Source organism: Nonomuraea sp. NPDC049419 (assembly GCF_040676995.1).
Taxonomy (GTDB): Bacteria; Actinomycetota; Actinomycetes; order Streptosporangiales; family Streptosporangiaceae; genus Nonomuraea; species Nonomuraea salmonea.
In genome coordinates this window covers 1-22,166 of sequence record NZ_JBFAQB010000004.1, presented here as the reverse complement: position 1 = coordinate 22,166, position 22,166 = coordinate 1, and the positions used below count along the sequence as shown (strand labels likewise).

The 22,166-nt window shown below is 66.8% G+C and carries 22 protein-coding genes and 1 tRNA gene; 13 read left to right on the top strand and 10 right to left on the bottom strand.

The features are described from left to right. Nucleotides 1–31: 31 nt before the first annotated feature. Nucleotides 32–169, bottom strand: a complete 138-nt coding sequence (gene rpmH / locus AB0K12_RS14120) for a 50S ribosomal protein L34 (RefSeq protein WP_043614899.1) — start codon at nt 167–169, stop codon at nt 32–34. 441 nt (nt 170–610) lie between these two features. Here rpmH and dnaA point away from each other — a divergent pair, with 441 nt between their 5' ends. From dnaA to AB0K12_RS14075, 9 genes are all read left to right on the top strand, one after another. Beyond that, the gene (dnaA, locus tag AB0K12_RS14115; RefSeq protein ID WP_364561405.1) at nt 611–2,194 is read left to right on the top strand and encodes a chromosomal replication initiator protein DnaA; all 1,584 of its coding nucleotides are present in this window, start codon (nt 611–613) and stop codon (nt 2,192–2,194) included. Between the two features lie 542 nt (nt 2,195–2,736). Next, nucleotides 2,737–3,876 (top strand): DNA polymerase III subunit beta, encoded by a 1,140-nt coding sequence (gene dnaN, locus AB0K12_RS14110; RefSeq protein WP_355417631.1) that lies wholly within the window; start codon nt 2,737–2,739, stop codon nt 3,874–3,876. Between the two features lie 45 nt (nt 3,877–3,921). Next, a complete protein-coding gene (gnd, locus tag AB0K12_RS14105) occupies nt 3,922–4,866 on the top strand; it encodes a phosphogluconate dehydrogenase (NAD(+)-dependent, decarboxylating) (RefSeq protein ID WP_364559910.1) in 945 nt (314 codons plus the stop codon). Between the two features lie 64 nt (nt 4,867–4,930). Further along, nucleotides 4,931–6,175, top strand: a complete 1,245-nt coding sequence (gene recF / locus AB0K12_RS14100; protein ID WP_364559907.1) for a DNA replication/repair protein RecF — start codon at nt 4,931–4,933, stop codon at nt 6,173–6,175. Then, nucleotides 6,165–6,677 carry a DciA family protein gene (locus AB0K12_RS14095; protein ID WP_355417640.1) on the top strand — a complete coding sequence of 171 codons (513 nt, stop codon included), beginning with the start codon at nt 6,165–6,167 and terminating at the stop codon, nt 6,675–6,677. The genes recF and AB0K12_RS14095 overlap by 11 nt, the downstream gene beginning before the upstream one ends. A 341-nt stretch (nt 6,678–7,018) precedes the next feature. Beyond that, entirely contained in the window at nt 7,019–8,962 is a 1,944-nt protein-coding gene (gyrB, locus tag AB0K12_RS14090; protein WP_364559903.1) for a DNA topoisomerase (ATP-hydrolyzing) subunit B, read from the top strand. 18 nt (nt 8,963–8,980) lie between these two features. Continuing rightward, nucleotides 8,981–11,479, top strand: coding sequence for a DNA gyrase subunit A (gyrA, locus tag AB0K12_RS14085; RefSeq protein WP_364559900.1), 2,499 nt, complete (start codon nt 8,981–8,983; stop codon nt 11,477–11,479). A gap of 3 nt (nt 11,480–11,482) precedes the next feature. Then, nucleotides 11,483–12,205, top strand: a complete 723-nt coding sequence (locus tag AB0K12_RS14080) for a DUF3566 domain-containing protein (RefSeq protein WP_345393166.1) — start codon at nt 11,483–11,485, stop codon at nt 12,203–12,205. A 127-nt stretch (nt 12,206–12,332) separates the two neighbouring features. Further along, a tRNA-Ile gene (locus AB0K12_RS14075) sits at nt 12,333–12,406 on the top strand. A 73-nt stretch (nt 12,407–12,479) separates the two neighbouring features. On the opposite strand, the gene AB0K12_RS14070 is transcribed toward AB0K12_RS14075, so the two are convergent. From AB0K12_RS14070 to AB0K12_RS14030, 9 genes are all read right to left on the bottom strand, one after another. Then, the gene (locus tag AB0K12_RS14070) at nt 12,480–13,625 is read right to left on the bottom strand and encodes a tyrosine-type recombinase/integrase (protein WP_364559897.1); all 1,146 of its coding nucleotides are present in this window, start codon (nt 13,623–13,625) and stop codon (nt 12,480–12,482) included. After that, nucleotides 13,622–13,816: a helix-turn-helix domain-containing protein gene (locus AB0K12_RS14065; protein ID WP_364559894.1), complete on the bottom strand. Its 195-nt coding sequence runs from the start codon at nt 13,814–13,816 to the stop codon at nt 13,622–13,624. Before AB0K12_RS14065 ends, AB0K12_RS14070 begins: the two co-directional genes overlap by 4 nt. After that, complete coding sequence (locus AB0K12_RS14060; protein WP_364559891.1) at nt 13,813–15,414, bottom strand: replication initiator; 1,602 nt, start codon at nt 15,412–15,414, stop codon at nt 13,813–13,815. Before AB0K12_RS14060 ends, AB0K12_RS14065 begins: the two co-directional genes overlap by 4 nt. Next, nucleotides 15,411–15,614 (bottom strand): hypothetical protein, encoded by a 204-nt coding sequence (locus AB0K12_RS14055; protein WP_364559888.1) that lies wholly within the window; start codon nt 15,612–15,614, stop codon nt 15,411–15,413. The genes AB0K12_RS14060 and AB0K12_RS14055 overlap by 4 nt, the downstream gene beginning before the upstream one ends. A gap of 2 nt (nt 15,615–15,616) precedes the next feature. Next, entirely contained in the window at nt 15,617–17,083 is a 1,467-nt protein-coding gene (locus AB0K12_RS14050; protein WP_364559885.1) for an FtsK/SpoIIIE domain-containing protein, read from the bottom strand. Between the two features lie 92 nt (nt 17,084–17,175). Continuing rightward, nucleotides 17,176–17,352, bottom strand: a complete 177-nt coding sequence (locus tag AB0K12_RS14045) for a hypothetical protein (protein ID WP_364559883.1) — start codon at nt 17,350–17,352, stop codon at nt 17,176–17,178. Between the two features lie 83 nt (nt 17,353–17,435). Continuing rightward, nucleotides 17,436–17,711 carry a hypothetical protein gene (locus AB0K12_RS14040; protein WP_364559880.1) on the bottom strand — a complete coding sequence of 92 codons (276 nt, stop codon included), beginning with the start codon at nt 17,709–17,711 and terminating at the stop codon, nt 17,436–17,438. Continuing rightward, nucleotides 17,711–18,127 (bottom strand): plasmid replication, integration and excision activator, encoded by a 417-nt coding sequence (locus AB0K12_RS14035; protein WP_364559877.1) that lies wholly within the window; start codon nt 18,125–18,127, stop codon nt 17,711–17,713. Before AB0K12_RS14035 ends, AB0K12_RS14040 begins: the two co-directional genes overlap by 1 nt. A 92-nt stretch (nt 18,128–18,219) precedes the next feature. After that, complete coding sequence (locus tag AB0K12_RS14030) at nt 18,220–19,008, bottom strand: GntR family transcriptional regulator (protein ID WP_364559874.1); 789 nt, start codon at nt 19,006–19,008, stop codon at nt 18,220–18,222. A gap of 74 nt (nt 19,009–19,082) precedes the next feature. On the opposite strand from AB0K12_RS14030, the gene AB0K12_RS14025 reads away from it, so the two are divergent. From AB0K12_RS14025 to AB0K12_RS14010, 4 genes are all read left to right on the top strand, one after another. Beyond that, complete coding sequence (locus AB0K12_RS14025; RefSeq protein WP_364559871.1) at nt 19,083–19,517, top strand: NUDIX domain-containing protein; 435 nt, start codon at nt 19,083–19,085, stop codon at nt 19,515–19,517. Between the two features lie 161 nt (nt 19,518–19,678). Then, complete coding sequence (locus tag AB0K12_RS14020) at nt 19,679–19,876, top strand: hypothetical protein (protein ID WP_364559869.1); 198 nt, start codon at nt 19,679–19,681, stop codon at nt 19,874–19,876. Between the two features lie 265 nt (nt 19,877–20,141). After that, nucleotides 20,142–20,483: a hypothetical protein gene (locus AB0K12_RS14015; protein ID WP_364559866.1), complete on the top strand. Its 342-nt coding sequence runs from the start codon at nt 20,142–20,144 to the stop codon at nt 20,481–20,483. Between the two features lie 410 nt (nt 20,484–20,893). Further along, nucleotides 20,894–21,898 (top strand): DUF418 domain-containing protein, encoded by a 1,005-nt coding sequence (locus tag AB0K12_RS14010; RefSeq protein WP_364559863.1) that lies wholly within the window; start codon nt 20,894–20,896, stop codon nt 21,896–21,898. Nucleotides 21,899–22,166 lie beyond the last annotated feature (268 nt).

Sequence of the window (22,166 nt, the reverse complement as noted above, 5' to 3'; positions counted from 1 at the left end):
TCCGCCGGCGGGCTGTCATCGCGCGGGACGGTCAGGCCGACAGCTTCTCGCGGCCCTTACGGCGGCGAGCGGCGAGGATGGCGCGACCGGCCCGGGTGCGCATCCGCAGCCGGAAGCCGTGGGTCTTCGCGCGGCGACGGTTGTTCGGCTGGAAAGTACGCTTGCTCACGGGTGGGCTCCAGGCTTGATGGTGCGCCGCAGGGGCGCCTAACACACATGGATGGCCTGCCAAGGAAGCGAGGGCACGCGAAATAGCCGTCGCGTGACAAGCCGACCGTCGTACGTTACGGGGCAACGCACCCACAGGTCAAACCGGACGCGTTATCCACTGATCCACAGGCCACTTTTCCACACCGGCCCCACGTCCACAGTATGTGCACTCCGGTGCCACTAGGCTGTGGACAACGTCTTGAACACAGCTGTGCACAAAGCTACTGTCAGCCCTTCCGGGCCGCTCAAGCCCTGTGGATAGCCTGTGGATCTCCTGTGGAGGGCGTAAGCGGGACGCCCGCAGCCGCGTGTGGACGAAGGGGTCACCGATCATCGTGAGCGGCCGCGGCATGTGGATATCCGATCGCGGGGGGCCGCGAATGAGAGGAGGGGGAACCGCATCGTGAACGGTGTCGACCTCGGCACGGTATGGGCGAGGGCCTTGGGCAACTTCCTCAACGAGAACGTGCCCATCCAGCAGCGTACGTGGCTGTCCATGGTGCGCCCGATCGCGCTGGCCAACGACACGATCGTGCTCGGCGTCCCCAACGACTTCCTCAAGGACCTCATCGAGGGCAAGCTGCGCCCGCTGGTGGCCCACGCGCTGTCGCAGGAGCTCGGCAGGACCATGCGGCTGGCCGTGATGATCGACACCACGGCGCCGGAACAGCCCTCCGGCGACTCTCATCAACAGCCTGTGACTCAGAGTTATCCCCAGGGTGTGGAGAGTCAGCTGCGTTATGCACAACCCGCGCAGCCGCAGCACAACCAGCCTTCCGAGCCTCCGCAGTTCTATTCTCCACAGCCAGAGCAGCAGCAGATATCCACCGACTATCCACAGCAGGGCTTCGATTTCGAACAGGCGCCGTCGTACACACCGCCTGTGGAGAAGTCGCCGGAGCCGGCCCAGAATCGGTGGGAGGCGAAGAGCAGCAAACCCAGCGAGCCTGCCCGACTCAACCAGAAGTACACATTCGAGACATTCGTCATCGGCGCCAGCAACCGTTTCGCGCACGCCGCCGCCGTGGCGGTCGCCGAGTCCCCCGCGAAGGCGTACAACCCGCTGTTCATCTATGGGGATTCCGGGCTGGGCAAGACACACCTGCTGCACGCGATCGGCCATTACGCCCAGAGCCTGTACGACGGCGCCCGCGTCAGATACGTGAGCTCCGAGGAGTTCACCAACGACTTCATCAACAGCATCCGCGACCACAAGGCCGACGGGTTCCGCGGCCGCTACCGCGCGATCGACATCCTGCTCGTGGACGACATCCAGTTCCTGGAGGGCAAGGAACAGACGCAGGAGGAGTTCTTCCACACCTTCAACACCCTGCACAACGCCAACAAGCAGATCGTCATCTCCAGCGACCGGGCGCCCAAGCAGCTCATCACGCTGGAGGACCGGCTGCGCAACCGGTTCGAGTGGGGCCTGATCACCGACGTCCAGCCGCCCGAGCTGGAGACGCGCATCGCCATCCTCAGGAAGAAGGCCATCCAGGAGGGCCTGGCCGCGCCGCCCGAGGTGCTCGAGTACATCGCCAGCCGCATCTCCACCAACATCCGTGAGCTGGAGGGCGCGCTGATCAGGGTCACCGCGTTCGCCAGCCTCAACCGCCAGGGTGTGGACCTGCAGCTGGCCGAGGTCGTGCTGAAGGACCTCATCACCTCGGAGTCCGACACCGAGATCACGATCGCGGCGATCATGAACCAGACCGCCCAGTACTTCGGCATCAGCATCGACGACCTGTGCGGCACGTCGCGCAGCCGCGCGCTCGTCAACGCCCGGCAGATCGCCATGTACCTCGCCCGCGAGCTGACCGAGCTGTCGCTGCCGAAGATCGGCCAGCAGTTCGGCGGCCGGGACCACACGACGGTGATGCACGCCGAGCGCAAGATCCGGTCGCTGATCGCCGAGCGCAGGTCGATGTACAACCAGGTCAACGAGCTGACAATGCGGATCAAGCAGACACAGCGCGGATCGTGAAGTCGTACACAGCCTGTGGAAAACACTGTGGACCAGCGGAAACGCAAAATCGGGGCGGTCGTTCGCCCCACAATGCTGGGAAAAATCCATCCACAACGGCTGGGGACAGTGCTGGGGACATCCTGGGGAGAACTTGGGGACTACCAGTGGACAACGTGTGGACAGACTGTGAACAGTCGATCTGGGGCTCCAGAAGGGCCCCTTTTACCCCGTGGATAACCTGTGGAAACCTCGTGGATAACCCCCGATCTTCCGTGGATGACGGGACCATGATCTGGGGACGGACTGTGGGCGAAGTTTCGTCATCCCCAGGCGAGCGAGTTCTCCCCAGGCGTCACCCACACCCTCGGTGGATAAAAACAAGGGCGCTGACCAGCAAGGACGCCGGTTGTCCCCAGTTTCCACAGCCCCTAGTGTGATGACCTCTTCTCTCTCTAACTAGAAACTCAAAGACCCATAGAGGGGTTCTCCCGGAGCGCGAGGCCGGGAGGGTGGATCCTTGAGATCCTTGAATCAACGACGAACCCAGGAGGCTGATCACCGTGATGTTCCGAATCGAGCGAGACGTCCTCGCTGAGGCGGTGGCATGGACGGCGCGCAGTCTCCCGGCGCGTCCGTCGGTGCCCGTGCTCGCCGGCATGCGCCTGGAGGTCACGGAGGAACAGCGGCTCAAGCTGTCCGGCTTCGACTACGAGGTCTCGGCGGAGGTCACGCTCGAACTGCACACCGGTGAGCCGGGCGTCGTCCTGGTCTCGGGCAAGCTGCTCGCCGAGATCACCCGCGCGCTTCCCGCACAGCCTGTGGACTTCGTGGTGGACGGCGCCAAGGCCGTCGTCACGTGCGGCAGCGCCCGCTTCACCCTGCTGACCATGCCTGTGGAGGACTACCCGTCGCTCCCCGCCATGCCGCCGGCCGCCGGTCGGGTGGGCAGCGACGTGTTCGCCTCGGCCGTCGGCCAGGTCGCCGTCGCCGCCGGCCGCGACGACACGCTGCCGATGCTCACGGGCGTGCGCATGGAGATCGAGGGCGACACGGTGACCCTCGCCGCGACCGACCGCTACCGCCTCGCCGTACGCGAGCTGAAGTGGCAGCCCGGCCAGCCCGACTTCTCGGCGATCGCGATGATCCCCGGCAAGACGCTGGCCGACACCGCCAAGGCGCTCGGCGCGACCGGCGCCGAGGTGGAGATCGCGCTCAGCTCCGCCGGAGGCACGGGCGAGGGCATGATCGGGTTCTCCAGCGCCGGCCGCCGTACGACGACGCGCCTGCTCGACCCCGAGTTCCCCAAGTACCGCTCGCTGCTGCCGACCGAGTTCTCCGCTCGCGCGGACTTGTCCACAGGCCCGTTCGTCGAGGCCGTCAAGCGCGTGGCCCTGGTCGCCGAGCGCAACACGCCGGTGCGGCTGGCGTTCAAGAGCGGCGAGGTCGTGCTGGAGGCGGGCAGCGGCGACGAGGCGCAGGCCGTCGAGGCGCTGCCGGTCGAGTACGAGGGCGAGGAGATGAACATCGCCTTCAACCACCAGTTCCTGCTGGAGGGCCTGGGCGCCATCGACTCCGACGTGGCGCGGCTGCAGATGACCACGTCCACGAAGCCCGCTATCCTCACCGGTGGCAAGCCTGTGGAGGACGGCGCCGTCACGGACTACCGTTACTTGATCATGCCTATCCGGCTGTCAGGCTGAATCGGCCGTCAGGGATGATGGAAGCCTGACAAGGGGGTAGACAACATGCAGATCGGCATGGTCGGACTGGGCAAGATGGGCGGCAACATGGCCGAGCGGCTGCGCCGCGGCGGTCATGACGTGATCGGCTACGACCGCGACCCGGCGATCAGCGACGTGGCCAGCCTCAAGGAGCTGGTCGAGCGCCTGGAGGCGCCGCGCGCCGTGTGGGTCATGGTGCCCGCGGGCAAGCCCACCCAGACCACCGTCGACGACCTCGGTGAGCTGCTCGACGTGGGTGACATCGTCGTCGACGGCGGCAACAGCCACTACGTCGACGACCAGAAGCACGCGCGCGAGCTGTCGGCCAAGGGCATCGGCTTCGTCGACTGCGGCGTCAGCGGCGGCGTGTGGGGCCTGAAGAACGGCTACGCGCTGATGTGCGGCGGCGACAAGGCCCACGTCGACCGGCTCATGCCGATCTTCGAAGCGCTCAAGCCCGAGGGCGAGGACGGCTTCGTGCACGCCGGTGACGTCGGCGCGGGCCACTTCGCGAAGATGGTCCACAACGGCATCGAATACGGCATGATGCAGGCCTTCGCGGAGGGCTGGGAGCTGCTGGAGGCATCCGACGTCGTCAAGGACGTCAAGGGCTCCTTCGCCAGCTGGCGCACCGGCACGGTCATCCGTTCCTGGCTGCTCGACCTGCTGGTGCGCGCGCTCGACGACGACGAGCACCTCGAGCAGCTGCGCGGTTATGCACAGGACTCCGGCGAGGGCCGGTGGACGGTGCAGGCGGCCGTCGACCACGCCGTCCCGCTGCCGGTCATCACCGCCGCGCTCTACGCCAGGTTCGCCTCGCGCCAGGACGACTCGCCCGCGATGAAGGTCGTGGCGGCGCTGCGCAACCAGTTCGGCGGCCACGCGATCACCTCGGCCGAGGGCAGCACCGGCAAGGGGGCCGACTCCCCCGGCGCCGACGTCACGCCGCCGCGCGAGAGCGATCGCTAACGGTTTTCCACAGGCTGCATGCCGGTGACCCCGGTGGCGGGCGAGGCGCACTAACCTTCGTGGGGTGCATGTCGCCCACCTCTCGCTGACCGACTTCCGGTCCTACGCGTCCGTGGAGCTCGGCCTGGAGCCGGGCGTCACGGCGTTCGTCGGGCCCAACGGCCAAGGCAAGACCAACCTGGTCGAGGCGCTCGGCTACGTCGCGACGCACTCCAGCCACCGGGTGGCGAGCGACGCGCCGCTCGTTCGCAAGGGCGCCACGCGGGCGATCGTGCGCTGCGCGATCCAGCGTGACGATCGGCGGGCGCTGGTCGAGCTGGAGATCAACCCCGGGCGGGCCAATCGCGCGCGGCTCAACCGCTCGCCCGTCTCCAGGGCCCGCGACGTCGTGGGTCTGCTGCGCACGGTGCTGTTCGCGCCTGAGGACCTCGCGCTGTCCAAGGGCGACCCGTCCGAGCGCCGCCGCTTTCTCGACGACCTGCTGGTGGCCAGGGCCCCCAGGTTCGCGGGAGTGCGCGCCGACTACGACCGGGTGCTGAAACAGCGCGGCGCGCTGCTGCGCACCGCCGCTCAGGCCCGCAGAGGCTCCAGGAGCGCCCGGCGGCAGGAAAGTGACGCCGGGTTCGCGGCGGCGGGCGCCGGCGACGTCCTGAGCACTCTGGAGGTCTGGGACGCCCATCTGGCGCGGCACGGGGCGGAGCTGTTGCGGGCGCGGCTGGAGCTGATCGAGGCGCTGCGGCCGCTGGTCGCCGGCGCGTACGCGACGCTGGCGCCGTCGAGCGCTCCCGCGACGCTCGCCTACCGCAGCACGTTGTCCACAGGTGGGGACGAAGAAGGGGCTCCCGGTGACCCGGAAGCCCCCGCTGAGCGGGGATCTTTCGATACACAGACGTTATCCACAGACTTGGGGAAAACCCTTGAAGAACGTCTGCGCGAGCGGCTAGTGGAAGTCCGCCAGTCCGAGCTCGAACGCGGGGTCACGCTCGTCGGTCCCCACCGCGACGATCTGATACTCGGGCTCGGCGACCTGCCCGCGCGCGGTTACGCCAGCCACGGCGAGTCGTGGTCGTTCGCGCTGGCGCTCAGGCTCGCGGCGTACGACCTGCTGCGGGCCGACGGCGGCGACCCGGTGCTGATCCTCGACGACGTGTTCGCCGAGCTCGACAGCCAGCGCAGGCGCCGACTGGCGGAGATCGTGGCGCCGGCCGAGCAGGTGCTCATCACCGCGGCGGTGCCGGACGACGTGCCGTCCGAGCTGTCCGGCGGCAGATACGACGTCGCAGAGGGGAGTGTCACCCGTGTCCGCTGACGAGAGTCGCGGCGAGAACGCCACGGCCAGGGGCGTGGCGATGGCCCGCGAGAAGCTCGCCCAGGCCAAGGCCGACGCGGCCAAGCGCGGCCAGCTCCCCCGGCGCGAGCCCAGGCGCAAGGCGAAGGGCCCGCGCAGGGAGGCCGGCGATCCGCAGCTTTTCGGACGCGCGATCGCCGACCTGCTCGCCGACCGAGGCTGGGAGCGCCCCGCCGCGGTCGGGGCGGTGTTCGGCCGCTGGCCCGAGATCGTGGGCCCTGACCTGGCCGCCCACACCAAGCCGGAGTCGTTCGACGACGGCGAGGTGCTCATCGTGGCCGACTCCACGGCCTGGGCGACGCAGGTGCGGCTGCTCGCGCGCACGCTCGTACGCAGGCTCAACGAGGAGCTGGGCGACGGCACGGTCACGAAGGTCAAGGTCAGAGGCCCGCAGAACGCGCCGCGTCCATCAGGTGGATTGCGGGTGACCGGAAGCAGGGGGCCGGGCGACACCTATGGCTGAGCCCGCCGTCGGGCGCGCGTTCTCCCCTTCGCCGTACGTCGCCGGGAGCGGCCAGAAAGCCCCAGACGCGATAAGCCCCCTTTCCGGAGGGGGGATGCTTGCCTGGGGGCAAAACGAGCTAGCGGGCATCACAGGCGCGTTCATTGCCACCTTGGCCCTCCGGAAGCGGTAGAATGAAAAAGGATTCCGGACACGTCCGCTTGCGTGTCACCCCGGCAGCAAGCCGACTCCCCTGGGTGACCGCGCATCGGGGCACTCACGACGGTGACGGGCACGGCAGGGGCAGCTTCACGAGGTGATGGCCTCCCCCGCCGCGTGTCCGCGGCAGGAGGATTTCGCAGTTGTCCTACGACGCTAGCTCAATCACCGTACTCGAGGGGCTTGAGGCGGTCCGCAAGCGCCCGGGTATGTATATCGGCTCCACCGGTGAGCGCGGCCTCCACCACCTCGTCCAAGAGATCGTGGACAACGCGGTGGACGAGGCCCTGGCAGGTTACGCCACCAGGATCGACATCACGCTGCTCGCCGACAACGGCGTCCGCGTGGTCGACGACGGGCGCGGCATCCCCACGGGCATCCACCCGGTGGAGAAGATCTCCGCGGTCGAGCTCGTGCTGACCACGCTGCACGCGGGCGGCAAGTTCGACAGCCAGTCGTACGCGGTCTCCGGCGGCCTCCACGGCGTCGGCTCGGCCGTCGTCAACGCGCTGTCCACCGCCATGGAGGTGGAGGTCAAGCAGAACGGCCACTACTGGCGCCAGCGCTACGAGATGTCCAAGCCCACGGCCCCCCTGGCCAAGGGCGAGGAGACCGACGAGACCGGCACCACGATCACGTTCTGGCCCGACCCCGACGTCTTCGAGACCACCACCTGGAACTACGAGACGCTCTCGCGGCGCTTCCAGGAGATGGCCTTCCTCAACAAGGGCCTGCGGATCACCTTCACCGACGAGCGGCCCGACCACGTCAACGGCGAGCCGAAGACGGTCGAATACCACTACGAGGGCGGCCTAGCCGACTTCGTCAAGCACCTCAACACCAAGAAGGAGCCGGCGCACGCGTCGATCATCTCCTTCGAGGAGGAGAGCGACGGCCTCGCGGTCGAGATCGCGATGCAGTGGAACAACTCCTACTCGGAGTCGGTCTACAGCTTCGCCAACGTCATCAACACCGCCGAGGGCGGCACCCACGAAGAGGGCTTCCGCGCGGCGCTGACGTCCATCGTCAACCGCTACGCGCGCGAGCAGAAGTTCCTCAAGGAGGGCAAGGACGACAACCTCTCCGGCGAGGACGTCCGCGAGGGGCTGACCGCGATCATCTCGGTCAAGCTGTCCGACCCGCAGTTCGAGGGCCAGACCAAGACCAAGCTCGGCAACACCGAGGCGAAGTCGTTCGTCCAGAAGGCCTGCAACGACCACCTGCGCGACTGGTTCGAGCGCAACCCGGGCGAGGCCAAGGACATCATCAACAAGTCCCTGCAGGCCTCGCGCGCCCGCATCGCCGCCCGCCAGGCACGCGACCTGACCAGGCGCAAGTCGCTGCTGGAGTCGGGCAGCGGGCTGCCGGGCAAGCTGGCCGACTGCCAGTGGAACGACCCGGAGAAGTGCGAGCTGTTCATCGTCGAGGGCGACTCGGCGGGCGGCTCGGCCAAGGGCGGCCGCGACTCGCGCTACCAGGCGATCCTGCCCATCCGCGGCAAGATCCTCAACGTCGAGAAGGCGCGGATCGACAAGGTCCTGAAGAACAACGAGGTCCAGGCGCTGATCACGGCTCTGGGCACCGGAGTGCACGACGAGTTCGACATCAGCAAGCTGCGCTACCACAAGGTCATCCTCATGGCCGACGCCGACGTCGACGGCCAGCACATCAACACGCTGCTGCTGACGCTGCTGTTCCGGTTCATGCGGCCGCTGATCGAGGCCGGCCACGTCTACCTGTCGTGCCCGCCGCTCTACAAGATCAAGTGGGACCGCAAGGGCGAGGACGCCTCCTACGCCTACTCCGACCCGGAGCGCGACGCGGTCATCGCCGAGGGCATCGCCAACGGCAAGCCCGACCCGCGGCCGCGTGACAACGTCCAGCGCTTCAAGGGTCTCGGCGAGATGAACGCCGGCCAGCTCTGGGAGACCACGATGAACCCGGAGACCCGGCTGCTGCGGCTCGTCACCCTCGACGACGCGGCCCAGGCCGACGACCTGTTCAGCGTGCTGATGGGCGAGGACGTCGAAGCGCGGCGCGACTTCATCATCCGCAACGCGCGCGACGTCCGCTTCCTCGATGTTTAGCCAAAAGGACCTTTACCTGTGACGGACGTGAACACCACTCCCCCGGCTGACCGCATCGAGCCGGTGGACATCCAGTCCGAGATGCAGCGCAGCTACATGGACTACGCGATGTCGGTCATCGTGTCCAGGGCGCTGCCGGACGTGCGCGACGGTCTCAAGCCGGTGCACCGCCGGGTGCTCTACGCGATGTACGACGGTGGCTACCGTCCCGACCGCGGCTACTTCAAGTGCGCCCGCGTCGTCGGCGACGTGATGGGCACCTACCACCCGCACGGCGACACCTCGATCTACGACGCCCTGGTGCGTCTGGCGCAGCCGTGGTCGCTGCGCTACCCGCTGGTCGACGGGCAGGGCAACTTCGGCTCGCCGGGCAACGACCCGGCGGCGGCGATGCGCTACACCGAGTGCAAGCTCGCGCCCATCGCCATGGAGATGCTGCGGGACATCGACAAGGAGACCGTCGACTTCCGCCCCAACTACGACGGCAAGTCGCAGGAGCCCGACGTCCTGCCGGCCCGCTTCCCGCAGCTGCTGGTCAACGGCTCGGGCGGCATCGCGGTCGGCATGGCGACCAACATCCCGCCCCACAACCTGCGCGAGGTCGCCTCGGCGGTCAAGTGGGCGCTGGAGAACCCTGAGGCCACCGACGAAGAGCTGCTCGAGGCGTCGATCAGGCTCGTCAAGGGCCCCGACTTCCCCACCAAGGCGCTCATCGTGGGCCGCCGGGGCATCGAAGACGCCTACCGCACCGGCCGCGGCTCGATCACCATGCGGGCCGTGGTCGAGGTCGAGGAGGACAAGGGGCGGCAGGCGCTGGTCGTCACCGAGCTGCCGTACCAGGTCAACCCCGACAACCTGGCGCTGAAGATCGCCGAGCTGGTGCGCGAGGGCAAGCTGACCGGCATCGCCGACGTACGCGACGAGAGCTCATCGCGGGTCGGCCAGCGGCTGGTCATCGTGCTCAAGCGCGACGCGGTCGCCAAGGTCGTGCTCAACAACCTGTACAAGCACACCCAGCTCCAGGACACCTTCGGCGCCAACATGCTGGCGCTGGTCGACGGCGTGCCGCGCACGCTGCGCCTCGACCAGTTCATCCGGCACTACGTCGCCCACCAGATCGAGGTCATCGTCCGCCGGACGCGCTACCTCCTGCGCAAGGCCGAGGAGCGGGCCCACATCCTGCGCGGCCTGCTCAAGGCGCTCAGCCGGCTCGACGACGTCATCGCCCTCATCCGGGCCTCCGAGTCCGCCTCCGCCGCCCAGCAGGGCCTCATGGGGCTGCTGGACATCGACGAGGTGCAGGCGCAGGCCATCCTCGACATGCAGCTGCGCAAGCTGGCCGCCCTGGAGCGGCAGGCCATCCAGGACGAGTACGACTCCCTGATGACGCAGATCGCCGAGTACAACTCGATCCTGGCCAGCGAGAGCCGGCAGCGCGAGATCATCAACGAGGAGCTGGCCGAGCTCGTCGGCCGCTACGGCGACGACCGGCAGACGGAGATCATCGCCTACGACGGTGACATGTCCATCGAGGACCTCATCGCCGAAGAGGAGATCGTCGTCACGATCACCAGGGGCGGCTACGCCAAGCGCACCCGTACCGACCTCTACCGGGCGCAGAAGCGCGGCGGCAAGGGCGTGCGCGGTGCCCAGCTGCGCCAGGACGACATCGTCGACCACTTCTTCGTCACCACCACCCATCACTGGCTGCTGTTCTTCACGAACAAGGGCCGGGTCTACCGGGTGAAGGCGTACGAGCTGCCCGACGCCGGCCGCGACGCGCGCGGCATGCACCTGGCGAACCTGCTCGCCATGCAGCCGGACGAGACCGTCATGGAGGTCCTCGACCTGCGCGACTACAATGTCGCGCCCTATCTCGTCCTCGCCACCCGCAGCGGCCTGGTCAAGAAGACCCGCCTGGCCGAGTACGACTCCCCCAGGTCGGGCGGTCTGATCGCGATCAACCTGCGCGAGGACGACGAGGTCATCGGCGCCCGGCTGGTCTCCGAGGACGACGACCTGCTGCTCGTCTCCAAGGGCGCGCAGTCCATCCGGTTCACCGCATCCGACGACGCGCTGCGGCCCATGGGCCGCGCGACCAGCGGCGTCATCGGCATGAGGTTCCTCGAAGGTGACGAACTTCTCGCCATGAATCGGATCGCCGACGGTCAAGACGTGCTTATCGCCACCGAGGGCGGGTACGCGAAACGGACGCCAGTTGAGCAGTATCCGGTCCAAGGACGTGGCGGTAGAGGCGTGCTTACTGCGAAGATTGTGACTTCTCGTGGCAAGCTGGTCGGAGCCGTCATGGTCAACCCAGAGGACGAGGTCTTCGCGATCACGTCCGCAGGCGGCGTGATCCGGACGAGTGCCGGTGAGATCAAGCAGTCCGGCCGCCAGACCATGGGAGTTCGATTGATGAATCTCGCTGAAGGCGACAGCGTGGTGGCCCTCGCCCGGAACGCGGAGTCATTGGAGACTTCGGTGGAGAGTGAGGAAGACGGGGGAGGAGAGTAACCCATGAGCGCCCAGGGTGGCACCGCCAGGACCACGGCGGCTTCGGGTAACGGACAGCAGCCGAAGAAGCCCACAGAAACCGAGATCTTCAACGCGGTGGACGACGGCAAGGACACCTCGCCCGCACAGGGCAGGCCCAGGCCGGGCCAGGAGGACAACAAGCCCTCCCAGCCGCAACAGTCACACCAGGCGGGCCCGATGAGCCCGCCCGCGTCTGCCGGCCCTCAGGGCGGGCAGACGGAGAACAACGACACCGTGCGCCTGCGCCCGTCGCTGGCCACGGAGGCCCCACCGGCCGTCGAGCTGCCCAAGAAGAAGTCGTCGTCCAACTCGTCGGGAGGTCGGCTCCCCCGCAAGGCCCACCTGGTCCTGCGCCGCGTCGAGCCGTGGTCGGCCATGAAGTTCAGCTTCGTGGTCTCCCTGGTCTGCTTCGTGGTGCTGTTCGTGGCGGTCGCCGTGCTGTACGGCGTGCTGTCGGCCCTGGGCGTGTTCGACTCGATCGTCGACCTGGTCAACCAGCTCGGCAAGGGCGAGCAGGGCCAGAGCTCCATCCCGATCGACATCGCCTCCTGGTTCGAGCCCGTACGCATCCTCGGCTACACGGCTTTGATCGGGGCGGTCAACGTCGTCCTGATCACGGCGCTGGCCACCCTGGGTGCGGTCATCTACAACATCGCCTCCGATCTGGTGGGCGGCGTCGAGGTGACGTTCAGCGAGGCCGAGTAGGGTTCTTTGCTCGCGTCGTGCTCCCACGTACGGCGCGAGCAGCCCGCCGGACACGGTAAGCTTTACCTCGTCCCGAACAACCGGTTCGCCTCTCTGCGGCGGATGCGATAACGTTCGGGGTGCGAGCGGGGCTATAGCTCAGACGGTTAGAGCGCTTCCCTGATAAGGAAGAGGTCCCAGGTTCAAGTCCTGGTAGCCCCACCCAGCTAGAAGGCCCGTTCCGATCTTTCGGACGGGCCTTTGACGGCAGCGGTGACGGCAACGGCACTCGCGCTCAGTCCCCGAAGAGCTTCCCCGAGATCTTTTCAATGGCTTCCCTGTGTGCGTCCTGATCGCCGTGCGTGTAGATCTCCATCGTGACCGAGATGCGCGCGTGCCCCAAGATCTCCTTGGCGTCTCGGGGAGAGACCTTCAGGTCCTTGAGCATTGTGCCCGTGGTGTGCCGGAGATCGTGAAGCCTGATCCGACGTAGCCCGTTGTCCTTGATCACTCTTTCAAAGGCGCGACCGAGGTTCGTCGGCTCGATGGGACCGCCCGTGCGTGACGTGAAGACCAGGCCGGAGTCCCGCCATTCCTTGCCCGCCTTGCGCTTGGCGTTCGCCTGCAAGCCTGCTTGTTCGATGATTGCATTTCGCACGAACGGGATCAGCGGGAGCGTTCGCTTGCCGGCGGCGGTCTTCACCGGCACCCGGACAAGCTTGCCCTTGATCCGCTGAATCTGCCAGGCGACGCGGAGCGTGTTCGCGTCGAGGTCCACGTCTTCCCAGCCGATCCCGAGCACTTCACCGCGCCGGAGTCCGTAGACCAGGAGCATGGCCAGTGGCAGGTAGTACGGCAGCGGCTTGGCCGCCCTGAGGAATTGCCGAGCTTCGTCCACAGCCCAGGGCCGAACTGTGGATGGAGTGGGCGAAGGCAGCGTGGTCAGGCGTGCGGGGTTGCTGGAGATCAGTTCTTCTCGCATGGCCCGAGTCAGGGCAGCGCTGAGCGTGACCTTCATGGCGTAGACCGTCCCGACCGAGTGACCGGCGTTGATCTGCCGATTGAGGAAAGTCTGGATCGTGGCGACGCGCAACCGGTCGAGGCGTTGCTTGCCGAGACCCGGCTTGAGGTAGAGCCGGACCATCGTCTCGTACTTGGCGTACGTCGTAGCCCGCAGCCGGAGAGGCGCAACGTGTTCGAGCCAGTAGTCCAGGTACTCCCCCAGCTTCCATGGGCGATCAGCCACGGGAAGGCCACGCCGCGACCGATCGAGGACCTCTACGAGCTTGCCGTGCACCTCCTCCCGAGTCTTGCCGTACTTGCGGACCCGCTTGTACGTGCCGTCCGAAGCCAGGACGAAGGCAGCGCCTTCCCACCGACCGTCTTTCCGCTGGTAGATGGTGCCTTCGCCGTTCGCTCGCCTGCCCTTCTTGGGCCTCATGCCGCCTCCTCTCTGAGCTGAGACACGAACGCATCAACGGCCACCAAGGGCACGCGCCGACTACGGCCGACCTTGACCGACTCCAATTCGCCGGCCCTGATCAGGTTGTAGATCTGCCATCGACTCAGCCCGAGAACCGCCATCACTTCGGGTACCTTCAGGAGCCGTTGTTCCAGGGGAGCTACGTTCACGCCGCCACCTCCTCCCTGACTGCCGAGAGATCGTGCTGTCTCTGTTCCATCCGCTCGCGCCAGCGTTGACGCTCAGCGATGGCAGCCAGGAGTCGTGCGCCGAGGGGCGGAAGGTCAGGGTCACCGGGTGGGACAGGCCGCCAGGTGAAGCGATCGCGGTCGGTGTTCTCCGTTGCCGAAAGCCCGAGGGCTTCCAGTGCCCAGGTGCGGCGGTCGGCGCGGTGATCGGTGAGGGTCTTGTTGGACCACTTGCGGGAGACCAGGACGCGCCGGCCGGCGTAGCCGAGGTGTTCGGGCTTGTGTGCCTTGCCCCGGCACCGGCCCGGAGCTTGACCCGGTCGGGCGTTCTTCGGCTGGACGCCGTAGCGCAGCCAGTTCGGGCAGGTGGGCGAGCACGGTTCGTAGCGCAGTGCCGCCGCCATCCGGTCGGCGTGATCTTTCTGGCGTTGGTTGTCCGGCTCGCAGGTCTCGGCGATCGACTTGGTCAGGTACTTGGTCAGGTAGTGGCGGATCAGATGATCGGCCCGGTCGGTGCCGCCGAGCACGCCCTTGGCGTCCACCTGATCGCCGAAGCTGAGCACATGCATGGGCTGGTCGTCGTCGCCGATGGCGTCAAGCGCTTCGTCCCAGGTCGGGAGAACCTCACCCGTGCGAGGATCAAGGTAGCCGCACTCGTCTTCCCAGACGGGAAGGGCGTCGCCGTCGAACACGACGCGGTCCGTCGAAGGCCACCACACCTGGTGGTAGGTGGCGGCGGCTACCTGCTTGATCTCCGTCCGGGAGAGCGTTCCTCGCATGGCGAGATGCAGGTGTGGGGCCAGCCGCTTCTGTGGTTCGACGGTGGCGAAGTACTGCACGTCCCAGCCGGCCACGCGCCGTAGATTCTGGACGAAGCGATCAACCAGCTTGGGGAAGTGGATCGCATCGCGCGCGGCCCGCTGATAGTCGTAGGAGTCCGGATCGACCGGCGCACCGTCCAGGATGCGGCCATACGACGGGAGCGTGAGCGTGATGAACATCGAGGGGCGGAAGCGCTTGCCGTCCGGCGACTCGTAGAAGCGCCCGAGCGTGCCGGAAACCTTCTTACGCTTGGGCAGGTCCGGAGCGTCCTGCCGCCGCCTGGTCGAGCGCTTACGGCCCGTGGAGGAGCGTCCGAGCACGTTGCCCCGCAGCCCCGAGGCGCGTATGTCGGCCTCGACTTCCGCGATGGCCTCATCCCAGGGGGTGAGGTCTTCGCCCTCCTGGTCGGCCTGGTCGCGCATGGCTTGCAGGTCGGCCCGCAGCTCGATCAGGTAGCGCTGTTCGTCGGTCGGCGGATCAGGGGTGATGTCCGGCTCTTGGTCGAGGTGCCAGCCTTCCCGGCACTGCGCCTTGCGGAGCTGCACGTTGCGCTTGGCGCACGGCGGGCACTTGCTCTCCAGGGTGGCCCCGCACGGGATGTCGAAGCGCTGCTTCTGCCCGGTCAGGGAGTCGAGCCGGTACATCGGGATCGGTCGGATGCACACGCCGAAGGAGATGGCGAGTTGGTCAACGACTTCCCGCGCGAGCGGCTGAGCCAGTCGCACCGCGCGGGGAGTCGAGCGATCGTTGCCGTTCACTTGGTCTTGCTCCGGTAAGTCCGCGCCGCACGGCTACGGCGAGCAGGCTTGGCCGGCTCGGGCTCGGCGACGATCAGGACCAAGGAGGACTGCGAGCACTCGCCGCAGGTGACCTGCTGCGTCGCCTGGTCGAGCGTGCACCGGCCCTTGGTCCGGCAGGTCGGGCAGCGGTGGCCATGAAGGGTTTCGGGTCCGGTCATGATTAGGCCGCCTCTCCGGTCGAGTTCTGCGTCTGGGGCAGGGTGAGGGTGTCGTCATCGGGTGCGGTGAGCCAGGCGACCATGTCGCGGATGTCGTCGTCGGAGACGTACGCGGCTCGCGCCCGGGTCGGGTTCGGGGATGCCTCCAGCCGGACGTAGGCGACGCCGGCACCGACCGCGGGGACGGGAGAGATGCAGTCGGCCAGCGCCCCGCGCTCCCGTGCGCCATCGCCCAGGACCATGTCCACCTGCTCCGACTCGTCCAGCCGCATGGCCAGCTTGTCGGGGAACAGGTTGCGGATGTTCATGACCTCCTTGCGCGGGTCCTGGAGTGCGGCCAGGACGCCGATGCCGACCGCGCGGCCCTGCGTGGTGAGGGTGGCCAGGGCGGCGGAGATGCGCCGCTTGAGGTCCTTGTCCGCCTGGTAGGCGGTCAGGAAGGCGACCTCATCCACGATGACCAGGACGAACGGGTACTCCAGCGAGACCGTGTGTGAGCGGACGTGTCCGGCGAACAGGCCCGCCCGGTCCTGCATGAGCGTGACCGCCTCTTCCAGCGCGTCGGCGCAGTCCTCCGGTGAGGAGGCGTAGCGGCTGAACAGCTCGCGCCCGTAGGACAGTTCCATCAGCTTGGGGTCCAGGGCGATGACCTCGACCAGGCCGGCCCGGATGGCGGGCAGCAGGCCCCGCACGGTGGACCAGATGATCGAGCCCTTGCCGGCACCGGTCGCGCCGGCGACCAGGACGTGAGTGCCGTGAACCTTGAGCGTCCAGGGCTTGCCGTCCTCACACAGCCCGATCGGGACCGCCGCCAGATCCACGGAGGCGGGGATCGGCAGTGCCGGGATCGGGGAGGCGAGCAGGTCACGGCGCGGGAAGGTCAGCCGCAGCACGCCGGCCCGGACGATCGAGACCCGGCACGAAGCGGAGCCGAAGGCGTGCGCCAGGTTGTCGGATCGGTCCCGCCACTGCTCCGGAGACTGGCCCTTGAGCATCTTGACCGTGACCACGTCGGCCACCGGCCCGCACACGACCTTGACCAGGCGAGGCCGGTACTCTAGTGCCTTGTCCATGCGGGACAGGCCCGCGCCGGACATGGCGAACGACCAGTGACGCCGGTAGTTGGCGATCAGCCGCCAGTAGGCCAGCAGCCGCCACCCGACGATCAGGCAGAACGACGGACGGTGCGCGAAGGCCCAGACGACCAGCGCCAGCACGACGCCGCCGAGGCACCAAGCCGTGAAGACCCAGCCGTAGCGGAGCGTCGCGGCGATCGGAGCGAGGTAGGCGAGAACGGCGATCGGGTGCCGGTAGAGCAGCCGGACCAGGCCGGAGACGAACCGCCCGATGAGAAGAGCGACAGTGATGATCGCGGGAGTCTGTACGACCGTGGGCCGGAACATGACCGGAGCGCCCGGATTGGTCGTGACCAGGTCCCCCGCGACCTCACCATGGGTTCGGCGAAGCATACGATGGACACCTCCTTGATTCCTTGACCGGGATGAGTGGGAGAACAGGGGCCACCGGAAGTTGCCGCTTCGTGGTGGCCCCGCCTTGCATCTCAGGCCGCCGTCTCGTTGGCCTGGTCGAGCTGGAGAGCGTGGATGCGCTCGCACTCGTTGAGGAACTTCTGCACCTGCGCCGTGAAGTCTCGGACGGTCTCCAGCACGTCATCCGTGATCCCCTCCCGACCGATCGGGCTGATGCTCACGTACGCGCCGCAGATGTCCAGACTCAAGATCGGAACGCTGGTCGGGTAGACCATGCACCTCATGCGCACGTCGGACCCCAGATGGAAACTGACGGACGCGATCGACTCGCTCATGCCTGCCCTTCCCGCGCGTTGATCGACGGCAGGCCCCGCCAACGCCGCTCGATCTCCACCGCGAACACCTGAGCCGCGTTGGCCAGGTCCCGCGCGAAGTCGACCGACTCAGCGGTGACCTTGTCCGCGTGCAGGCACACACTCACGATCGCGTTGCCGGCACCGAGCGCCAGGACCGGAGTGCGGTCCGGGTAGGTGGTGCAGGTGGCCTGTCCCTTGCCGTCCACGTGCAGCGCGGTCCGCTGCCAGGAGCCGCCCTTGCGTCCAGCCATCACGCACCATCCTTCGAGCTGGGAGCCGGCGCGGTCTTGAAGCCGTTCGGCTTGACCATCCCGGTCGCGCGCAGCGAGTAGGCCAGCCGCTTGGTCTTGTCGTTCAGGTACGGAGTCACCGTCATGTCGGTGAACTCGATCCGCTCGAACATCTCGCCCGTGGGTGGAACCGGCTGCACGTCCGCCAAGATCTTCACGGCCACCTCACGCGACCGGGAACCCAGCTCCGGGTCCATGTCCATGACCCGGCACGTCCAGACGCGGCCCTGCGTGACCTTGTCCTTGGCCGGCGACCGCTTGCCGGTCCTGTCGTCGTAGTCCTCCGCCTGAGCGATCGAACCCGGCACCAGCACACAACCAGCCGGGAACACGTCCTCGAACCGGACCGCGAACCGCATCCCTCCAGGAAGCGCCATGTTGTCCTCCCTCCTACGCCTCACTAGGCGTCTACTCGACTAGAGGAGTTTGCTTACTTCCTTTGTACTCCTCTAGACGAGTTTGTAAACCCCTATCGCGCAGGAAGTTCGTACGACAACACGTAGGCGTCGCTGGACATCACCGTGTCGCACACCTCCACCGGAGTGCCGTCGATGGCGTAGGCCGTACGCACCAGGTGGAACACCGGCACACCGGGGGCGAGCTTGAGCGCTCGGACCTCATCGCGGAGCGGCATCCGAGACCTGATCTCCTCCACGAAGCGATCGAGCCGGTAACCCTTCTCCTCTATGCGCGCGTAGATGCCGCCCGGCCCACTGTCCGGCTGCATGATCTGCGTACCCTTGGCGATCTCCACAGGAATGTACGACACCGCCGTCTCTACCGGCTGTCCGTTGATCAGATAACGGCGGGAGCGAGAGATCACCCGATTCTTAGATCCGAGGTTGAGCAGCTCGGCCACCGACGCCGATGGCTCCACTTCCGTGATCTCGATGGAGTCAACGGACGGCTTGCCGCCGGCCCCTTCCGTCTCGGCGATGAATGCCGCCTTACCCTGATCGCGATGCCGACGCGCGAAGCGATCCGAGGCGAGGCGTCGGACAGGAGGATGAGATCGGACGAAGACGCCGCGCCCGTGCTCGGCCACGGTCAGACCCTCGCTCTGCAAGACTTGCAGCGCGTTCCGGATCGTCATCCGCGCGACGCCGTAGTGTTGCATGAGCTGTGCTTCCGAGGGGACCTTGTCGCCTTCCCCGAGTTGGCCGCGTTCGATCGCCTGACGCAGATGATCAGCGATCTGACGGAAGATGGCCCGGTCGCTGATCGGGTCCAGGTCCGGCAAAGTGAGCGATTCGGACACTGGCCAACTCCTCTGCTCGTACATACGTGTACTACAGTCGAGATTACCGTCTTGCACATCGCGGAGGTAAGCCGATGCACCACCATGACGCGCACTCTGTCAGCGTGGCAGGTGTGATCATCGATGACCACGGGCGCGCGCTGCTCACCCAGCGGCGGGACAACGGCCATTGGGAAGCACCGGGCGGAGTGCTGGAGCTGTCCGAAGACATCACCACGGGCCTCCTGCGAGAGGTACGGGAAGAGACCGGCCTCCAGGTTGAACCCATCGCCCTAACCGGTGTCTACAAGAACATGCAGCGCGGCATCGTGGCCCTGGTCTTCCGCTGCAAGAGCGTAGGCGGGCAGCTCACCGAAACCGATGAGACCCGTGCTTTCCGCTGGGTCAACGCCGACGAAGTTCGTGCTCTCGCGTCCGAGGCATTCGCCGTCCGAGTCCTAGACGCCATGGACCCCAACCACCCGCCAGCGGTGCGGCAGCACGATGGCGAACGCCTGCTCAGCGTGTAGCTTGCCGAATTGCCATTGTGTAGATCAAGGCGGCGGCGCAGCCGCCGCACCCGCGCGGCCCTCCCCGCGCGAGCGTGCGGCCTGGGGGCCGGTCTCGCGCGGGAGCCGCGCGGGTCGAATTGCGGTGAACACCCATGCCAGAACGCTGTCAGACTCGACCCATGGGCAGTGACTGGGCCGAGCTTGACGACTGCATCCTCAACTGGGCAAACATCCGTGGCATCCAACTCATTCGCGACAGGTTCGATTGCTCAATCCCCGAAGCGATCGACTTCCTAGCCGCCCGCATCGAGGAACTGCGGCAGACTCGCCCTGAGGACTTCACGCCCGAGCCCGAAGGCTATGCGTTCTACTCCTAAAACCATGCCTCCGGCGGGGACTCGGCTCCGGGATGATCGCCAAAACGGTTCGTTGCAGGTTGTCAGTGGCTGAGGTGAGCCTGATCTTCCCGCCCGCCACGTCCAGGCGGAGCCCAGCAGATCAAGGCCATGGGGCCAAGGTCGTTCTTCCAGTGGGGAGCTCCAGCCTTGACCCCATGGCCTTGATCCGCTGCATTGCATGTGGACGAGGCAGACGGGAAGATCAGGCAGGGGAGGAAGTGCGGGGACGTAGTATCTTCACGTCGTGGCGGAATCCGAGGAAATCATCAACGCCGTATTTGAAGACTGGGCTGTGAATCTCGATGGCACGATCGAGGAGCTGACATCCCAAATCTTGATGGGCGCACACGGAGTCATCCCCGACCCCGAGAAGTCCGAGGATGCGGAGATCAAGCTCCAAAGGCTCATTCGTCGTGAGCTCACCTCGATGATGTTCGGCTACTGCGTAACGATCAATGGTGGGAGTGCCAGTGCTGAAACAGGGATGGTTCACCTAGTGGATGAGAACGGCACCGACCATACGAGGCTTGGCTTGCACAGCGCATTCTTGGGCTACCTGGACTCGACTGGGCGACCCACCGTCTGACGCTTGACGGCAACGAAGACGGCAACGACCCCGAACGAAGCCAGATCAACTCAGCCGGATACACCAGTGCTTCCCGTGGCGAAAGCCGTACGACACGGCCAGTGATCGTGCTGATAAGGAAGAGGTCCCAGGTTCAAGTCCTGGTAGCCCCACTTAGTTCGACCAGTGAAAAGGCCGCTATCCGATTTTCGGAGAGCGGCCATTCTGCTGTTCGCGTGCTTATCCGCGTGACGGTCGCCACTCTCGCTTGAGCAAGTCATACACCCACGAGTCGGACACGTCGCCGTTCACGCCGCAGTTTTCGCGCAACGTCCCTATATCCGGGGGCCGGCCCGGTCGAAAGTGCTGGTCCTGGACGGCACTTTCGACCGATGCCGCTCTTGGGGTGTGGTCCCGCAGACTTGGGGCTCATGTCAGAGAGAAGACGGCGTATCGACGCGCTCGATGTGATCCGCGGATTCGCGCTCTGCGGGATCCTGCTGGCCAATGTGGAGCCGATCTCCAACATCAGCGGCAAGGTCGTGCCGGCCGGTCCTGGCGACTGGATGGGGTACGTCGTTGATCATCGGTTCTTCCCCATCTTCGCCGTTCTGTTCGGGGTGGGGTTCGCGCTGCTGCTGGAGTCGGCCGAGGGCCGTACGGCGAGTCCGCGGCTGCTCCTGGTGCGCCGACTGGTTGTGTTGCTCGTGATCGGCGTCCTGCACATGCTCCTGGTCTGGCCGGGGGACGTGCTCGCCATCTACGCGGCCTCCGGGCTGGTGTTCCTGCTGCCGTCGACCTGGCTGCCGCGGTGGGCGGTCGCGGGCCTCGCGGCCGTGGTCCTCGTGGCGTCCCTGGCCGTCACCGACGGCTACCTGCTCGCCCCCGGCCTGCTGCTGGCGGGCGCCGCACTGGTGAGGTTCGGCGTGATCGACCGGATCGAGCGGTCCGTGAAGGGAACGGCCATCATGGGCGCGCTGCTCGCGGTGGCCGCGGCCCCGGTGCTGGCGGTGCAGGTCGTCATGCACATGAACGGTCCCGTCGGCCGGGCCGGCGGTGTCGTGATGGCGGTCGCCGGCATGCTCATCGGCGGGGTGTACGTGTGCGTGCTGCTGCTCCTGCTCAGGACGCCGCTGCGGGCGGCGCTGCACGCGCTCTTCGCGCCGCTGGGGAGGATGGCGCTGACGAACTACCTCACCGCCTCGATCCTGGTGCTGGCCGTGGCGCACCTGCACGGTCGTCCGCAGGACTGGACCCAGCCCGTGCTCGTGGGGGTCGCGATCGGGGTTCTGGCCGCGCAGTGGGTGTTCTCCACGTTCTGGCTGCGGCATTACCGGTACGGGCCGCTGGAATGGTTGTGGCGCTGGGCCACGTGGGGCCGCCGCCCGGCCATTGGCCGTTCGCACAATTCCGCGAGGACAGTTGGGTCGAACTGACCTTGGGAGTGTGAGCTTTACTGATGCGCTTGATAGCGGGCATCGTTCAGGATGACCCCTGTGACTGAACGCGATTTATTCGCCTATGCGTTGGTGGCCGGTACTACATCGGTAGATCTTTAAGTCGTTCGCCAGCGTGACTGCTGGTGTATCGGTGATGGTCTGCGAGTGACCTTGTGCCTCACCTACGATCTGGTCGTGTCCTGGGATACCGAGCTCACGGCGCTGACCTCGAGGATCGCTGATCGGCTGTTCAAGCGGCCCGAGC